This window comes from Humibacter ginsengiterrae (assembly GCF_054780115.1).
Genome location: NZ_BAAGWY010000002.1, coordinates 307,932 through 321,504 on the forward strand (window position 1 = coordinate 307,932; position 13,573 = coordinate 321,504).

Below are 13,573 nucleotides of genomic sequence, written 5' to 3' on the forward strand. Positions count from 1 at the left end.
GTGGCGCACCAATGGCAGGGCGTTCTGCGCGAATACGCCGACCGTCTCGACGTGACGGAGGCGACGCCGATCGTCACGCTCGGTGAGGGCGGCACCCCGCTCATCCCGGCGCCCGCGCTCTCGGCTCGCACCGGGGCCGACGTGCACGTCAAGTTCGAGGGCATGAACCCGACAGGGTCCTTCAAAGACCGCGGCATGACGATGGCCGTCTCGAAGGCCGTCGAGCAGGGCGCGAAGGCCGTGATCTGCGCATCGACGGGGAACACGTCGGCGTCGGCGGCCGCCTACGCGACCCATGCGGGCATCCAGTCCGTCGTGCTCGTGCCCGAGGGTAAGATCGCGATGGGCAAACTGAGCCAGGCGATCGCGCATAACGCTCGGCTGCTGCAGGTGCAAGGCACATTCGACGACTGCCTCGACATCGCCCGCGACCTCGCCGCGAACTACCCGGTGCACCTCGTGAACTCGGTGAACAACGACCGCATCGAGGGTCAGAAGACCGCGGCGTTCGAGGTGGTCGAGGTGCTCGAGGATGCTCCCGACTTCCACTTCATCCCGGTCGGCAATGCCGGCAACTACACGGCCTACACGCGCGGATACACCGAGGAGGTCGAGCGAGGCGTTTCCACGAAGCTGCCGCGCATGTTCGGGTTCCAGGCCGCGGGGAGCGCCCCGATCGTGCTCGGGCACCCGGTGAAGGAACCGGAGACCATCGCCAGCGCCATCCGCATCGGCAACCCGGCGTCGTGGGAGCTGGCGCTCAAGGCGCGCGACACCACGAACGGCTACTTCGGTTCGATCGAGGACGAGCAGATCCTCGCGGCCCATCGCATCCTCTCCGCCGAGGTGGGGATCTTCGTCGAGCCTGCGAGCGCGATCGGCGTCGCCGGGCTTCTGGAGCGCTCCGAGGCGGGCGCGATCCCGGCTGGCGCCCGCGTCGTGATCACCGTCACAGGCCATGGGCTCAAGGACCCGCAGTGGGCGCTGCGCACCGCAGGTGGCGGCGAGGTGCAGCCGACGGTCGTGCCCGTGGACACCGCGCAGATCGCCGACGTGCTCGGGCTGAGCCCGTCGGGCGACGCGTGAGCGGGGCATCTGTGCCTGCAGAATCCGAGTCGCCGGAATCGGGCGTGACGGATGCCCGCACCTCTCCGGTCCCGATCGGCCGCAGCGTGCGCGTGAAGGTTCCGGCCACGTCGGCCAACCTGGGCCCCGGTTTCGACACGCTCGGTCTGGCGCTCGCGCTCTACGACGAGCTCACGGTGACGGCGCGGGCGGAGCCGGGAGCGCACGTGACAGTGCACGGCGTGGGCGAGAGCGACGTTCCGACAGACGAGTCGAACCTCGTCGTGCGCTCGATCGCGCACGCGTTCGCAGCTGCAGGCATCCCGATGCCCGGGCTCGAGCTCGTCGCTCACAACGCGATTCCGCATGGCCGCGGTCTCGGTTCGTCTGGCGCTGCGATCGTGGCGGGCATCGTCGCGGCTAAGGGCCTTCTCGAGGGGATCGCCGAGCTCGGTCCCGACCGGCTGCTCGCGCTCGCGACCGACCTGGAGGGCCATCCCGACAACGTGGCGCCTGCGCTCTTCGGCGGGCTGACGATCGCTTGGATGTCTCAGGGCGGCCCCTCGCACAAGAAGCTGATCGTGCATCGCGGCGTCTCGCCGCTGGTTTTCGTGCCCGAGCATGTGATGTCGACGGCGCTCGCCCGCAGCCTGCAGCCGGAGTCGGTGCCGCACGAGGACGCCGTGTTCAACGTGTCGCGCTCGGCGCTGCTCGTCGCCGCGCTCGTGCAGAGTCCGGAGCTGCTGCTGGCGGCCACTGAAGACAAGCTGCATCAGAACTACCGGGCGACGGCGATGCCGGAGACGAATCGCCTCATTGCCGAGCTCCGGGCCGCGGGCTTCCCCGCCGTGGTGTCGGGGGCCGGTCCTTCCATCTTGGTGCTGTGCAGCGATCCTGCCCAGCGCCTGGCTGCCGCGCAGCTCGTCGCCGACCGCGCAGAGACCCGGTGGCAGCCGCTCATGCTCGCCGTCGACTTCCTCGGTGCGACGGTGCACCGGGCGGAGGCGACACTCTGAGCGGTTACCCGATCGGGTGTCGCCGTGCCGGGGGTGGATGGCCGAGAGGGCATGCCGGTGATGGTAGACTGGGCCCACCAGCCAGACGGCGCGAGATCAAGCGAATCTGGTTCATCGGGTGAAATTCTTGTAACTCATTGCTGTCGTTGCCTGCCCGAAACCGCGTGGCGATCCCCGACGCACGCGATCGAAACACGTTTCGTAACGGCCATCACACGACACGCACCCCGGGCGAGGCGTATCTATGCCCGCCGGAGGAAAGGAATCCTCTTCAGTGACTGATGTCAATCTCCACGCCGATGGCGTGGACTCCACCACGGACCTGTCTGCCCTGCGCGTTCCGCAGCTGCAGACGCTGGCCACGAGCCTCGGTATCGCCGGCGCGGCCAAGCTGCGCAAGGGCGAGCTCGTCGCCGCGATCGAGGCTGCACGCTCGGCCGGCGGAGCGGACGAGTCCGCCCCGACGCTCGACGTCGTCGTAGAGCCGGAGCGGCAGGCGGCGAGTCCTGAGCCTCAGGCGACGAGCCCTGAGTCTCAGGCGGTGAGCGGAGACGCAGACGTCTCCGTCGAGCCGCAGAGCGAGCTCAGCGCAGCCGAGGCCGAGGCGGCGCTGCAGGCGGCGCTCGACCTTCAGACCCCTCCCACGCGCACCCGCCGCGGTTCGCGCCGGGTGACGAGCGTTGACGGCGGTCGCACCATGTCCGCAGCCGCGCACGTGAACGCGGGCGAAGCGGGCGTGCCGGGCTTCGGCGCCGAGGCTGGTTCGCAGCAGGCGGAAGCCGAGCGATTCGAGACTCAGGCGAACGACCGGCCGCAGGACGCCCCGCAGCGCGACGAGCGTGAGGCGACCTCCGCTGCAGGCGGCGCATCCGAGCAGGCCCAGCAGCCGAACGAAGGCGCTGACTCCGGCAAGGATGAGCAGGGCGCAGGCGAAGGTCAGGCATCCGACGACGGTCAGCGTGAGCAGACGCGTCAGGGCCGGCGCAACCGCGGCCGCAACAAGAACCGGCGTGGCGATGGCGACCAGAACGGCCAGCGCGAGCAGCAGAACAACCAGGGCGGCCAGCAGAACGACGGCGAGCAGGGTCAGAACCAGAACCAGCCGAAGCAGCAGAAGCAGGGCGGCCAGCAGAACCAGCAGAAGCAGGGCGGCCAGGCGCAGGACGACGAGCGCGGCGGACGCAGCCGGTACCGCGACCGCAAGCGCCGCGGCGGGGCATCCGATGACGTCGAGCCCGAGATCCTCGAAGACGACGTGCTCATTCCCGTCGCGGGAATCCTGGACGTGCTCGACAACTACGCGTTCGTGCGGACCAGCGGCTACCTGCCGGGCCCGAGCGACGTTTATGTCTCGCTCGGCCAGGTGAAGAAGTACAACCTGCGCAAGGGCGACGCGGTGGTGGGAGCCATCCGTCAGCCGCGTGAGGGCGAGAACACCGGACGCCAGAAGTACAACGCGCTGGTGAAGGTGGACTCCGTCAACGGGCAGACGGCCGAGGAGACGGCCGCCCGTGTCGAGTTCAACAAGCTCACTCCGCTGTACCCGCAGGAGCGGCTGCGGCTCGAGACCGAGCCTGCCAAGCTCACCCAGCGCATCATCGACCTCGTCGCCCCGATCGGAAAGGGCCAGCGCGGGCTGATCGTGGCGCCGCCGAAGGCCGGCAAGACGATCGTGATGCAGCAGATCGCCAACGCGATCACCACGAACAACCCCGAGGTGCACCTCATGGTCGTGCTCGTGGACGAGCGGCCAGAAGAGGTCACCGACATGCAGCGCACGGTCAAGGGCGAGGTCATCGCGTCCACGTTCGACCGTCCAGCGGAAGACCACACCACCGTCGCGGAGCTGGCCATCGAGCGTGCGAAGCGCCTTGTCGAGCTTGGTCACGACGTGGTCGTGCTGCTCGACTCGATCACGCGTCTGAGCCGCGCCTACAACCTGGCGGCGCCGGCATCCGGTCGCATCCTCTCCGGCGGAGTGGATGCCTCGGCCCTGTACCCGCCGAAGCGCTTCTTCGGAGCCGCGCGCAACATCGAGCACGGCGGATCGCTGACCATACTGGCCACGGCGCTGATCGAGACCGGATCGAAGATGGACGAGGTGATCTTCGAGGAGTTCAAGGGAACCGGCAACTCCGAGCTGCGTCTGTCGCGCCAGCTGGCGGACAAGCGCATCTTCCCGGCCGTCGACGTGAACGCATCCGGCACCCGCCGCGAAGAGATGCTGATGAGCTCCGACGAGGTGAAGATCACCTGGAAGCTGCGTCGTGCGCTCGCCGGTCTCGACCCGCAGCAGGCGCTCGAGGTGGTGCTCGGCAAGCTCAAGGAGACCAGCTCCAACGTGGAGTTCCTCGTGCAGATGCAGAAGTCGATCCCGGCGCCCACCGGTGGCCACGCGGTCGCTCACTCGCACGCGCACGAGAACGACCACCGCTGACACCGGTGTTCGATTCGATCCAGTCCCTGCTTGACGAGCACGAGGCCCTGCAGGAGCAGCTCGCCGACCCTGCCGTGCACGCGGATGCCGCGCGCGCCAAGAAGCTGAACCGCCGGTATGCGGAGCTCAGCCAGATCAAGGCGGCGCACGAGCACTGGAAGCGACTGGGCGATGATCTGGATGCCGCGCGCGAGCTGGCCAAGGAAGATGCGGCGTTCGCCGAGGAGGTGCCGGCGCTTGAGGAGTCGCTGAACGCTGCTCAGGAGAAGCTGCGCCGGCTGCTGATCCCGCGTGACCCCGACGACGGCCGCGACGTGATCATGGAGATCAAGGCCGGAGCCGGGGGAGCGGAGTCCGCTCTGTTCGCCGCCGACCTGCTGCGCATGTACCTGCACTACGCGGAGTCGAAGGGCTTCAAGACCGAGATCCTGGAGCACGACGACACCGATCTCGGCGGCTACACGAACGTGCAGGTGGCGATCAAGGGCGGCTCTTCCGACCCGGCACAGGGGCCGTGGGCTCACCTGAAGTACGAGGGGGGCGTTCACCGCGTGCAGCGCGTGCCGGTGACCGAGTCGCAGGGGCGCATCCAGACATCCACCGCAGGCGTGCTCGTGTTCCCCGAGGTCGATGAGCCGGAAGAGATCGAGATCAACCCGAACGATCTCCGCATCGACGTGTTCCGCTCCTCCGGGCCGGGCGGCCAGTCCGTGAACACGACGGACTCCGCGGTGCGCATCACGCACCTCCCGACCGGCATCGTGGTGTCGATGCAGAACGAGAAGTCGCAGATCCAGAACCGCGAGGCCGGCATGCGCGTGCTTCGAGCTCGGCTGCTCGCCAAGCAGCAGGAGGAACTGGAGGCGGCCGCATCGGATGCCCGCAGGTCGCAGATCCGCGGCATGGACCGCTCCGAGCGCATCCGCACCTACAACTTCCCGGAGAACCGCATCGCCGACCACCGCACCGGGTACAAGGCATACAACCTCGACCAGGTGATGAACGGTGCGCTCGACCCTGTCATCGAGTCGGCCGTCCAGGCCGACGAGGAAGCACAGCTGGCGGCGCTCGGCGAGGAGTGAGCGGCTGTCGCTCTATTCGGGGACGATCACTTCGCGCCAGCGCTTCCCTGCGCTGGCGAGCTTGAGATCCACAGTGACGAGTGGCGCTCCAAGCGCTTCGGCGAGGGCGACAGGGTTCACGGAATGAGCACGATCTTTCCGTGAGGCGCGCGCGAGAGGCTGAGCTCGACAGCCGAGCGCCAGTCGTCGAGCGGGAACACGTGTCCGATGGGCAGACGGAACTCGCCCTTGGCTGCCTTCGCCGCGTACTCGGCAGTCGGGTCGTATGACGGCCAGCCATTGGCGCGCAGCATGTCCAGGTTCACTCGCGCACCGAGCCGCCTCGCGTCATCGTGGTTGCTGACCGTCACGACGTCGCCGGGGTCGCGCACGGTTTCGATCAGAGTCGGGATGATGCCGGCTACCGGCGGAGCTGCATCCAGCACCAGGTCCACAGGGCCGGCCGCCAGCTCATGCACCCGCTCGACCATTCCCTCGCCGTACCTCGTGACGTGTGCGCCGAAACCGGTGAGGTCGGACTCGAAGGTGGACCCTGCGGCCGCGATCACGTTCGCGCCGCGACCGCGGGCGACCTGCACCGACGCATAGCCGACCATCGAGCCGGCGCCGTGGACGAGCAGAGTGGTGTCGGAGTCGACGCCCATCGCATCGATGGTCCAAACGGCGGTCTGGACGACCATGGGCAGCGTTGCCGCGTGAATGGGGTCGAGGCCGTCGGGAATCGGCGTCCAGGAGCGCAGGATCGCCACGTCGGCGGCTCCGGCGCTCGGCTGGGTGGCGAAATCCGCAGACCCGACTACCAGGTCGCCTATCGCGACATCCGTCACGTTCTCACCGACGGCATCCACGCGACCTGCGACGTCGCAGCCGACGCCGCGCGGCAGCGAGTCGGCCATGAACCCTCGGCAGATCTGCCAATCAGCCGGATTGAGTCCCGTCGCCGCGACCTGCACCCGAATCCGGTCGGCAGGCGGATCCGCAACTTCGGCGACTTCTTGACGGAGCACATCCAACGGCTCGCCGTACTCATGGAAGCGGAGAACGCGGGAAGTGATAGCGGGCATGGCTGAATCCTGACTCGAAGGGGTACGTCACGAGCTGTAGTGACAGTCACTGACACTATCACGTTCCGACAGTGACTGACATATCGGCGCTATGATCGACCCATGCCTCGAAGTGGCGCCGACGCGCGCAGACGATTGCGCGAGGCCGCGCTCGAGCTCTACCGGGAACACGGCTTCGATTCGACGACCACGGCAGAGATCGCGGCTCGTGCGGGAGTCACGGAGCGCACGTACTTCCGCCATTTCGCCGACAAGCGCGAGGTGCTCTTCGACGGTGAAGACGAACTGCGCGGCACCCTTGTCAGTGCTATCGAGGCTGCGCCGCCGGGTGACTCTCCACTGAATGTACTGACTCGTGCGTTCACGGCAAGCGTGCCGCTCTTCGTGGCAGGCAGATGCGTCGCGGTTTCACGTCAGGCGATCATCGAGGTCACGCCTGCGTTGCAAGAGCGTGCACACGCGAAGACGGCCGTGCTCATCGAATCGATCGCGGCGGCTCTGACGGTGCGCGGCTTCGCGGCGCGGTCCGCGGCCCTGGCGGCCCGGGTCGGGATGGTCGCCTTCCGACACGCGCTCGCTGACTGGGACGGAACGTCCGCCGCCGAACTCGAACAACTCATACGGGTCGCCGTCGACGAGGTGCGAGCGCTGGACTGAACGCGCGACCGCTTCGATACGGTTGAGTTATGGCTCCGGCCCGGTGAAGCGAGCGGGACAGGTCCAATCGCCATTGCGCCGGAGCCCGGCCCGTTGCCGATTGCTCGTGGGGGAGGTGCCACGATGGCCGAGGATCCGAGGATTGCCGCAGCCCGGTACGAATACCGGCGCCGCCTCGCTGCCAGCGAGTCCGATCCCTCCGGAAGCATCGACTCTGACGGGAATGGTCAGCCGAGCGAGGGCGTCGGCAGATATTCGGATCTGCAGACCGCCATCGTCGAGACGGAGCTGCAGCAGGCCATCCGCCGTGGCGACTTCGACAACCTGCCGGGATTCGGCAAGCCGCTGCCCGGTCTGGGCGGCACCCACGATGAAAACTGGTGGATCCGCCGCAAGATCGAGACCGAGAAGCTGCATGGGCTCGGTCCGGCGGCGCTGACGCTGCGCGTCGAGAACACCGAGCTCGAAGGCCGCCTCGACAGGCTCAGCCGTGAAGCCGACGTGCGCGAGGCTCTGGAGGACTTCAACCGACGTGTGATCGAGGCTCGCAGGCAACTCCTGGGTGGGCCTCCGGTCGTCACGCCCACTCGGGATGTCGAACGGGAACTGGCAGCCTGGCGAGAACGCCGTGCGAGCAGGCGAGCCGTCGAGACCGCGGCGCAGGACGTGCCCCAGACGACGGATCGAGTGCGCCGATGGCGCCTGTGGCGACGGGCGTGATCGCCCGTGAGGCAACAGAAAGTGTGACCCGAACGGCAGAGACGCGGCCGAATCAGATGTAGATGCCCGGATCGAGCCAGGCCTCATCGGAGTGGGTCTGCGAGAGGTGATGCGGAGCATCCTGCGGTCTCGCACGCGCCGGGATGCCCACCAGCACCGAGTCCGGCGGGGCCGTCTTCACGACGACAGCGTTCGCCCCCACCACCGATCGTGCACCGATGACGATGTCTCCGAGCACCTGCGCGCCCGCCCCGACCACCACGCCGTCGTGCAGGGTGGGATGCCGCTTGCCGCGTCCCCGCGACTTCCCGCCCAGCGTCACGCCGTGATACAGCATCACATCGTCACCGACGATCGCGGTCTCGCCGATCACCACACCCATCCCATGATCGATGAAGAACCGGCGCCCGATACGAGCTCCCGGATGGATCTCGATCCCGGTCAGGAACCGCGCGAACTGCGACAGCAGGCGCGCAGGCAGCTTCAGACCGGGGGAGCGCCACCAGCGGTGAGCGACGCGGTGCAGCCAGATCGCGTGCAGACCGGAGTACGACAGCACGATCTCGGCAGCGCTTCGCGCCGCCGGATCGTGTCGCCTCGCGGCCGCGACGTCTTCGCGCATCCGCGACAGCACGCTCATCGAGACGAACTCAGTCCTGCAGGTCCTGGTAGAGCACGGTCGACACGTAGCGCTCACCGAAGTCCGGCACCACGACCACGATCGTCTTGCCCGAATTCTCCTCGCGCTTCGCCACCTGCACGGCCGCGTGCACCGCGGCTCCCGAGGAGATGCCCCCAAGGAGCCCCTCTTCGGCGGCGAGTCGCCGCGCCATCGCGATCGCGGCATCGGCGTTCACGTCGACCACCTCGTCGTAGATCGACGTGTCGAGCACCTCGGGCACGAAGTTCGCACCGAGCCCCTGGATCTTGTGCGGCCCGGGCGCACCGCCGTTCAGGATCGGCGACTCCTCGGGCTCGACCGCGACGATGCGGATGTCCGGCTTCTGGTCGCGCAGGTACCTCCCTGCTCCGGTGATGGTGCCGCCCGTTCCGATGCCGGCCACCAGCACGTCGACGGCGCCGTCGGTGTCCGCCCAGATCTCCGGCCCCGTGGTCGCGCGGTGGATCTCGGGATTCGCCTCGTTCGCGAACTGCCGCGCCCAGATGGCGTTGTCGGTGTTCGCGACGATCTCCTGCGCCTTCTCCACGGCGCCGCGCATCCCCTCGGCGCCGGGAGTGAGCAGTACCTCTGCACCGAACGCGCGCAGCAGCACGCGGCGCTCCTTGCTGGCGGTCTCCGGCATCGTGATGATCAGCTTGTAGCCTCTGGCCGCTGCGGCGAAGGCGAGTGCGATGCCGGTGTTCCCGCTCGTGCCCTCCACGATCGTGCCGCCGGGCTTCAGCACTCCCGCCTGTTCGGCGGCGTCGATGATGGCCACGCCGATGCGGTCCTTCACGCTCGCCGCCGGGTTGTAGAACTCGAGCTTCGCGAGCACCGTGGCATCCGCGCCGTCCGTGACGCGGTTCAGCCGCACGAGCGGTGTGCCGCCGACCACCTGGGTGATGTCGGTGTAGATCTTGCCGGTCATGGATCACGCCTTTCGGGGTTCGTTCGGAAGCCTCGCGACGATGACCCAAGCGGCATCGCGCGCACCTCGTCGCAGCCTATTCTTGACGTCTGCGCCGCGTCGTGTGTGTTACGTCCGCGGAACCGACAGTGGAAGGACTCGACATGCTGCCAGACCCGACGCAGGGCGATGGCGAAGCCGCGTCACTGCGTGCGCTGCTGAACGAGGCGGCGGAGGCGCTCGCCGCTGCAGGCATCCAGGACCCGACCGTCGACGCCGAGCTGCTTGCCGGGCACGTGCTGGGCGTGAGCAGGGGCTCCGTGCAGGCGAAGGCGGTGATGGATGTCCGCGTGCCGATATCCGAAGCGGCGCGCCTTCGCGAGGCGGTACGGCGCCGCGCCTCCCGCGAGCCGCTCCAGCACATCACGGGCCGTGCACCGTTCCGTTCGCTCGAGTTGCTGGTGGGTCCTGGCGTCTTCGTGCCGCGGCCGGAGACCGAGTTGCTGGCGCAGCTGGCGGTCGACGCGCTGCGATCCTCCGCCGAGCCGGAGCCCATCGGCATCGACCTCGGAACGGGAAGCGGTGCGGTCGCGCTCGCCATGGCGACCGAGGTTCCGCACGCCCGCATCTTCGCCGTCGAGCGCTCGCCCGAGGCGTACGAATGGGCGCGCCGCAACGTGGACGAGAGCGGTGCCGCGAACCTCGAGTTGATGCAGGGCGATCTGGCGGATGCCTTCCCAGAGCTCGAAGGCCGCGTCGCGGTTGTCGCGTCGAACCCGCCGTACGTGCCCGACGACGCGATCCCTCGCGACCCTGAGGTGCGGCTCTTCGACCCGCCCGCCGCGCTCTACGGCGGGGAAGACGGGCTCGATGTGGTGCGAGTGATCTCCCGACGCGCGCTCACGTTGCTACGGCCCGGTGGGCTCGTCGCGATCGAGCACGGCGAGTTCCAGGGGGAGGAGGTGCGGAGCATCCTGGATGCCGACGGCTGGCACGCCTCCGCGACGCACGTCGACCTGACCCTGCGCGACCGCGTGACCACGGCCCTTCGCTGAGCTCGGAAGGGGCACGACAGCAGGAAAAACACCCGCACGGTGAGGGGCGGGATGCTATCGCGAGGGTCGTTCCTTCCGGGCACGCTCACGGGCGGACTTCAGCGCGTCACGCTCGCGCTTCCGCGCATCGCGAAGCGCCTTCTCCGCCTCCCGGCGTGCCTTCGCGGCCTCCTTGACCCGCTTGTCCGAGCCGTAGAGGGCGGCATCCTGCCCGTCATCCGGCGACGCAGCCGCGGTTTCAGCGGAACCACCTTGTTCGATGTAATGCTGGATGCCGTCGAGCATCCGCTCGATCCCGAAGGCGAAATCGTCGAACTCGGTGTTCGTGTACGCGCCGCCGGCGATGAGGGGTGCCAGGTCGGGGAAGCGGTCCGGGGTGACGAGTTGTGCCAGTGCTGCGGCGAACGGCGCACCGCTGACCTCCTCAGGAGTTGCGCCCGAGGTGGCGATGTCGGACTGCACGTCGCCCACACCGCGCACGTACGACGCCAGGAGCAGCACGCACGCCATCTTCTCCTCGTCCCCCAGGGGGGCCGAGCGGAGAGCCCGGAGCGCGGTGTCGATGAGGCGCATCACGTTGGGCGTCATCGGCGTGCCGCTCACCGGAATGCGGCTGTACCACGGGTGCCGCGTGAACGCTTCGAGGTTCGCGTATGTCCATTGCCGCAGGCCTGCGCGCCAGTCGTCCTCGGGAGGCTCGGGCAGCTCGATGTCCGCGACCGCGTCCTGCATCAGGAGGAGGAGGTCGTCCTTGCTCGTCACGTACCGGTAGAGCGACATGGTCGTGAAACCCAGCGCCGATGCGACGCGCGCCATCGAGACCGCGCCAAGGCCCTCGGCATCCGCGATCTCGATGGCGGCGTCCACGATGCGCTCGATGCTGAGCTCCCGCTTCGGTCCGCGCTGGGGTCGCTCAGCAACTCCCCACGACAGAGCCACCGCGTGCGGCAGGGCCAGATCGGTGCTGACGTGCTCGTCGGACATGGTGCTTCACGCTACTCCTTCACACGGCGTCCGAAGGCGAGGGCCGAGCCTGCGACACCGACCACGAGGATGGCGGTCAGCCACGCCAGAGCCAGCCACAGCGTGCTCCCCGGCGCTCTGCCCGACAGCAGGTCCCGCAGCGTCTCGATGATCGGCGTGTACGGCTGGTGATCCGCGAAACCGCGCAGCCATGCCGGCATCGTGTCCACCGGCACGAAGCCGCTGGAGACGTAGGGAAGGAAGAGGAAAACGAAGTTGATGGATGACGCAGCATCGACGCTGAGGAACAGCCCGGCTAGCGTGCTCAGCCAGGTGAACGCGAGGATCATCAGCACGACGAACAGCAGCGCCGCCAGCCACCCGCCGAACTCCGCCTCGGGGCGGTAGCCGAGCAGGAGCGCGACACCGATCACGGGCACGCAGGCCGCGAGGTTGCGCAGAACGCTGGCCACCACGTGCCCGTGCAGCACGGCGGAGCCGAGCACCGGAAGGGTCTTGAACCGGTCGACGGTGCCGCTGCTGACATCCTGGGCGACGCCGACAGCGGTCGCTGCCGAGCCGAACCCGAGGCAGAGCACGAGAGTCCCCGGCACGACGTAGTTCACATAGTCGCCGTCGGACTCGATGGCACCGCCGAAGATCACGACGAACACGAGCATGATGCTCACCGGAATGGCGAACGCGGTGACGAGCGAGTCCACGCTTCGCACGCTGCGCCGCAGCTCGCGGCCAGACATCGTGACGATGTCGGCCAGCGACGTGCCGAGTCCCGTCTTCTTCGTCCGGGCGATCCCCGGAGCCCAGTCGAGCGTGGTCATGCCGCCTTCTCCTTCGTGTCGGTTGTGGTTACGGTCGAGCTGTCGCGCTGCGCCGGGCTCGTGCCCGTCAGGGTGAGGAACACGTCATCGAGCGTCGGCCCGACGATGGCGATATCGGTCACCTGGATGTCGTGCGCCGCCGTCTCGGCGAGGAACGAGCGGATGTCCGCGACAGCGTCGACCGACGGCATCCGCACCGTCAGTGCGTCCTCGTCCACCTCGAGGTCGTTCCGCTCGCGACCCAGGTCGGCCGCGCGGTTGACATCGCCCGGCGTACCGAACGAGAACACGATGTGGTCGCCGCTCACCTCGGACTTGAGCTGGTCCGGCGTGCCGGTGGCCACGATGCGTCCGTCGTCGATCACTCCGACACGGTCTGCAAGCCGCTCCGCTTCTTCCAGGTACTGCGTAGTGAGCAGGATGGTCGTGCCGTTCGCGGCGAGGCCTGCGACGAGCGACCAGAGCTGCGACCTGCTGCGTGGATCGAGGCCGGTCGTCGGCTCGTCGAGGAACAGCACCTCGGGCGCGGCCACCAGGCTGATCGCAAGGTCGAGGCGTCGTCGCATCCCACCGGAGTATCCGCCGACCTTGCGATTCGCCGCCTCGCCGAGGTCGAACGCGTCGAGGAGTTCCTCGACCCTGCGACGCCCGGCCGCGCCCTCCAGATGGTTCAGCGACGCCATCATCTTCAGGTTCTCCCTGCCGGTCTGAAACGCGTCGACCGACGCGTACTGCCCGGTCAGCGCGAACCTGCTGCGTGCCGCGGCGGGACGGCGGAGCACGTCGACGCCGGCGACGCGCACGGTGCCCGCATCCGGCTTGATGAGCGTGGAGAGGATGTTCACCGCGGTCGTCTTGCCCGCCCCGTTCGGACCGAGCAGCGAGTAGATCTCGCCGCGCGCGACGTGGAAGTCCACGCCGTCGAGCACGGTGTGCTTTCCGTAGGCCTTGCGCAGGCCGGCCACCTCGATGGCCGGCCGCCCAAACGTTTTCGTCGTCATATCACTGTCCCTTCTTCGCCACGCTTCTGTGTACCGCGTACTCAAAGTGTAGAGCATAAACAGTATGCAACGTAAGCAGAAGCGTGGCAAGGTCGTGGATGCCAGC

The 13,573-nt window shown here is 68.2% G+C and carries 13 protein-coding genes; 7 read left to right on the plus strand and 6 right to left on the minus strand.

Features of this window, described 5'->3' with window-relative positions; genetic code table 11:
- The 4 genes from thrC (at nucleotide 1) to prfA (ending at nucleotide 5,600) form a co-directional block, all read left to right on the plus strand.
- The gene (thrC, locus tag ACYVII_RS03935) at nucleotides 1-1,086 is read left to right on the plus strand and encodes a threonine synthase (RefSeq protein ID WP_460531303.1); all 1,086 of its coding nucleotides are present in this window, start codon (nucleotides 1-3) and stop codon (nucleotides 1,084-1,086) included.
- A 44-nt stretch (nucleotides 1,087-1,130) separates the two neighbouring features.
- Nucleotides 1,131-2,081 (plus strand): homoserine kinase, encoded by a 951-nt coding sequence (gene thrB / locus ACYVII_RS03940; RefSeq protein ID WP_460531856.1) that lies wholly within the window; start codon nucleotides 1,131-1,133, stop codon nucleotides 2,079-2,081.
- A gap of 274 nt (nucleotides 2,082-2,355) precedes the next feature.
- Complete coding sequence (gene rho / locus ACYVII_RS03945; RefSeq protein WP_460531306.1) at nucleotides 2,356-4,518, plus strand: transcription termination factor Rho; 2,163 nt, start codon at nucleotides 2,356-2,358, stop codon at nucleotides 4,516-4,518.
- A gap of 5 nt (nucleotides 4,519-4,523) precedes the next feature.
- A complete protein-coding gene (prfA, locus tag ACYVII_RS03950) occupies nucleotides 4,524-5,600 on the plus strand; it encodes a peptide chain release factor 1 (protein WP_460531309.1) in 1,077 nt (358 codons plus the stop codon).
- A gap of 116 nt (nucleotides 5,601-5,716) precedes the next feature.
- On the opposite strand, the gene ACYVII_RS03955 is transcribed toward prfA, so the two are convergent.
- Nucleotides 5,717-6,664 (minus strand): NADP-dependent oxidoreductase, encoded by a 948-nt coding sequence (locus ACYVII_RS03955; RefSeq protein WP_460531312.1) that lies wholly within the window; start codon nucleotides 6,662-6,664, stop codon nucleotides 5,717-5,719.
- A gap of 102 nt (nucleotides 6,665-6,766) precedes the next feature.
- On the opposite strand from ACYVII_RS03955, the gene ACYVII_RS03960 reads away from it, so the two are divergent.
- Nucleotides 6,767-7,321 (plus strand): TetR/AcrR family transcriptional regulator, encoded by a 555-nt coding sequence (locus ACYVII_RS03960; protein ID WP_460531315.1) that lies wholly within the window; start codon nucleotides 6,767-6,769, stop codon nucleotides 7,319-7,321.
- A gap of 123 nt (nucleotides 7,322-7,444) precedes the next feature.
- Nucleotides 7,445-8,041, plus strand: a complete 597-nt coding sequence (locus ACYVII_RS03965; RefSeq protein ID WP_460531318.1) for a DnaJ family domain-containing protein — start codon at nucleotides 7,445-7,447, stop codon at nucleotides 8,039-8,041.
- Nucleotides 8,042-8,093: 52 nt separating this feature from the next.
- Here ACYVII_RS03965 and epsC read toward each other — a convergent pair whose 3' ends face one another.
- Both epsC and cysK read right to left on the minus strand, forming a co-directional pair.
- Nucleotides 8,094-8,681, minus strand: coding sequence for a serine O-acetyltransferase (epsC, locus tag ACYVII_RS03970; RefSeq protein WP_460531321.1), 588 nt, complete (start codon nucleotides 8,679-8,681; stop codon nucleotides 8,094-8,096).
- A 10-nt stretch (nucleotides 8,682-8,691) separates the two neighbouring features.
- The gene (cysK, locus tag ACYVII_RS03975) at nucleotides 8,692-9,630 is read right to left on the minus strand and encodes a PLP-dependent cysteine synthase family protein (RefSeq protein WP_460531324.1); all 939 of its coding nucleotides are present in this window, start codon (nucleotides 9,628-9,630) and stop codon (nucleotides 8,692-8,694) included.
- A 143-nt stretch (nucleotides 9,631-9,773) separates the two neighbouring features.
- Here cysK and prmC point away from each other — a divergent pair, with 143 nt between their 5' ends.
- Nucleotides 9,774-10,664 (plus strand): N5-glutamine methyltransferase family protein, encoded by an 891-nt coding sequence (gene prmC, locus ACYVII_RS03980; RefSeq protein ID WP_460531327.1) that lies wholly within the window; start codon nucleotides 9,774-9,776, stop codon nucleotides 10,662-10,664.
- A 54-nt stretch (nucleotides 10,665-10,718) separates the two neighbouring features.
- Here prmC and ACYVII_RS03985 read toward each other — a convergent pair whose 3' ends face one another.
- Genes ACYVII_RS03985 through ACYVII_RS03995 form a run of 3 tightly spaced genes read right to left on the minus strand, consistent with a single transcriptional unit; the run spans nucleotide 10,719 to nucleotide 13,467 of the window.
- Nucleotides 10,719-11,648, minus strand: coding sequence for a TetR/AcrR family transcriptional regulator C-terminal domain-containing protein (locus tag ACYVII_RS03985; protein WP_460531330.1), 930 nt, complete (start codon nucleotides 11,646-11,648; stop codon nucleotides 10,719-10,721).
- 11 nt (nucleotides 11,649-11,659) lie between these two features.
- Entirely contained in the window at nucleotides 11,660-12,466 is an 807-nt protein-coding gene (locus tag ACYVII_RS03990) for an ABC transporter permease (RefSeq protein ID WP_460531333.1), read from the minus strand.
- Nucleotides 12,463-13,467 carry a DrrA family ABC transporter ATP-binding protein gene (locus ACYVII_RS03995; RefSeq protein ID WP_460531336.1) on the minus strand — a complete coding sequence of 335 codons (1,005 nt, stop codon included), beginning with the start codon at nucleotides 13,465-13,467 and terminating at the stop codon, nucleotides 12,463-12,465. Before ACYVII_RS03995 ends, ACYVII_RS03990 begins: the two co-directional genes overlap by 4 nt.
- Between the last annotated feature and the right edge of the window lie 106 nt (nucleotides 13,468-13,573).

What these genes read in the sequence shown, in the direction of transcription:
- ACYVII_RS03995 (WP_460531336.1), bottom strand. Translation starts at nt 13,467, where the DNA reads ATGACGACGAAAACGTTTGGGCGGCCGGCCATCGAGGTGGCCGGCCTG.
- ACYVII_RS03965 (WP_460531318.1), top strand. Translation starts at nt 7,445, where the DNA reads ATGGCCGAGGATCCGAGGATTGCCGCAGCCCGGTACGAATACCGGCGC.
- cysK (WP_460531324.1), bottom strand. Translation starts at nt 9,630, where the DNA reads ATGACCGGCAAGATCTACACCGACATCACCCAGGTGGTCGGCGGCACA.
- ACYVII_RS03955 (WP_460531312.1), bottom strand. Translation starts at nt 6,664, where the DNA reads ATGCCCGCTATCACTTCCCGCGTTCTCCGCTTCCATGAGTACGGCGAG.
- ACYVII_RS03990 (WP_460531333.1), bottom strand. Translation starts at nt 12,466, where the DNA reads ATGACCACGCTCGACTGGGCTCCGGGGATCGCCCGGACGAAGAAGACG.
- prmC (WP_460531327.1), top strand. Translation starts at nt 9,774, where the DNA reads ATGCTGCCAGACCCGACGCAGGGCGATGGCGAAGCCGCGTCACTGCGT.
- epsC (WP_460531321.1), bottom strand. Translation starts at nt 8,681, where the DNA reads ATGAGCGTGCTGTCGCGGATGCGCGAAGACGTCGCGGCCGCGAGGCGA.
- ACYVII_RS03985 (WP_460531330.1), bottom strand. Translation starts at nt 11,648, where the DNA reads ATGTCCGACGAGCACGTCAGCACCGATCTGGCCCTGCCGCACGCGGTG.
- ACYVII_RS03960 (WP_460531315.1), top strand. Translation starts at nt 6,767, where the DNA reads ATGCCTCGAAGTGGCGCCGACGCGCGCAGACGATTGCGCGAGGCCGCG.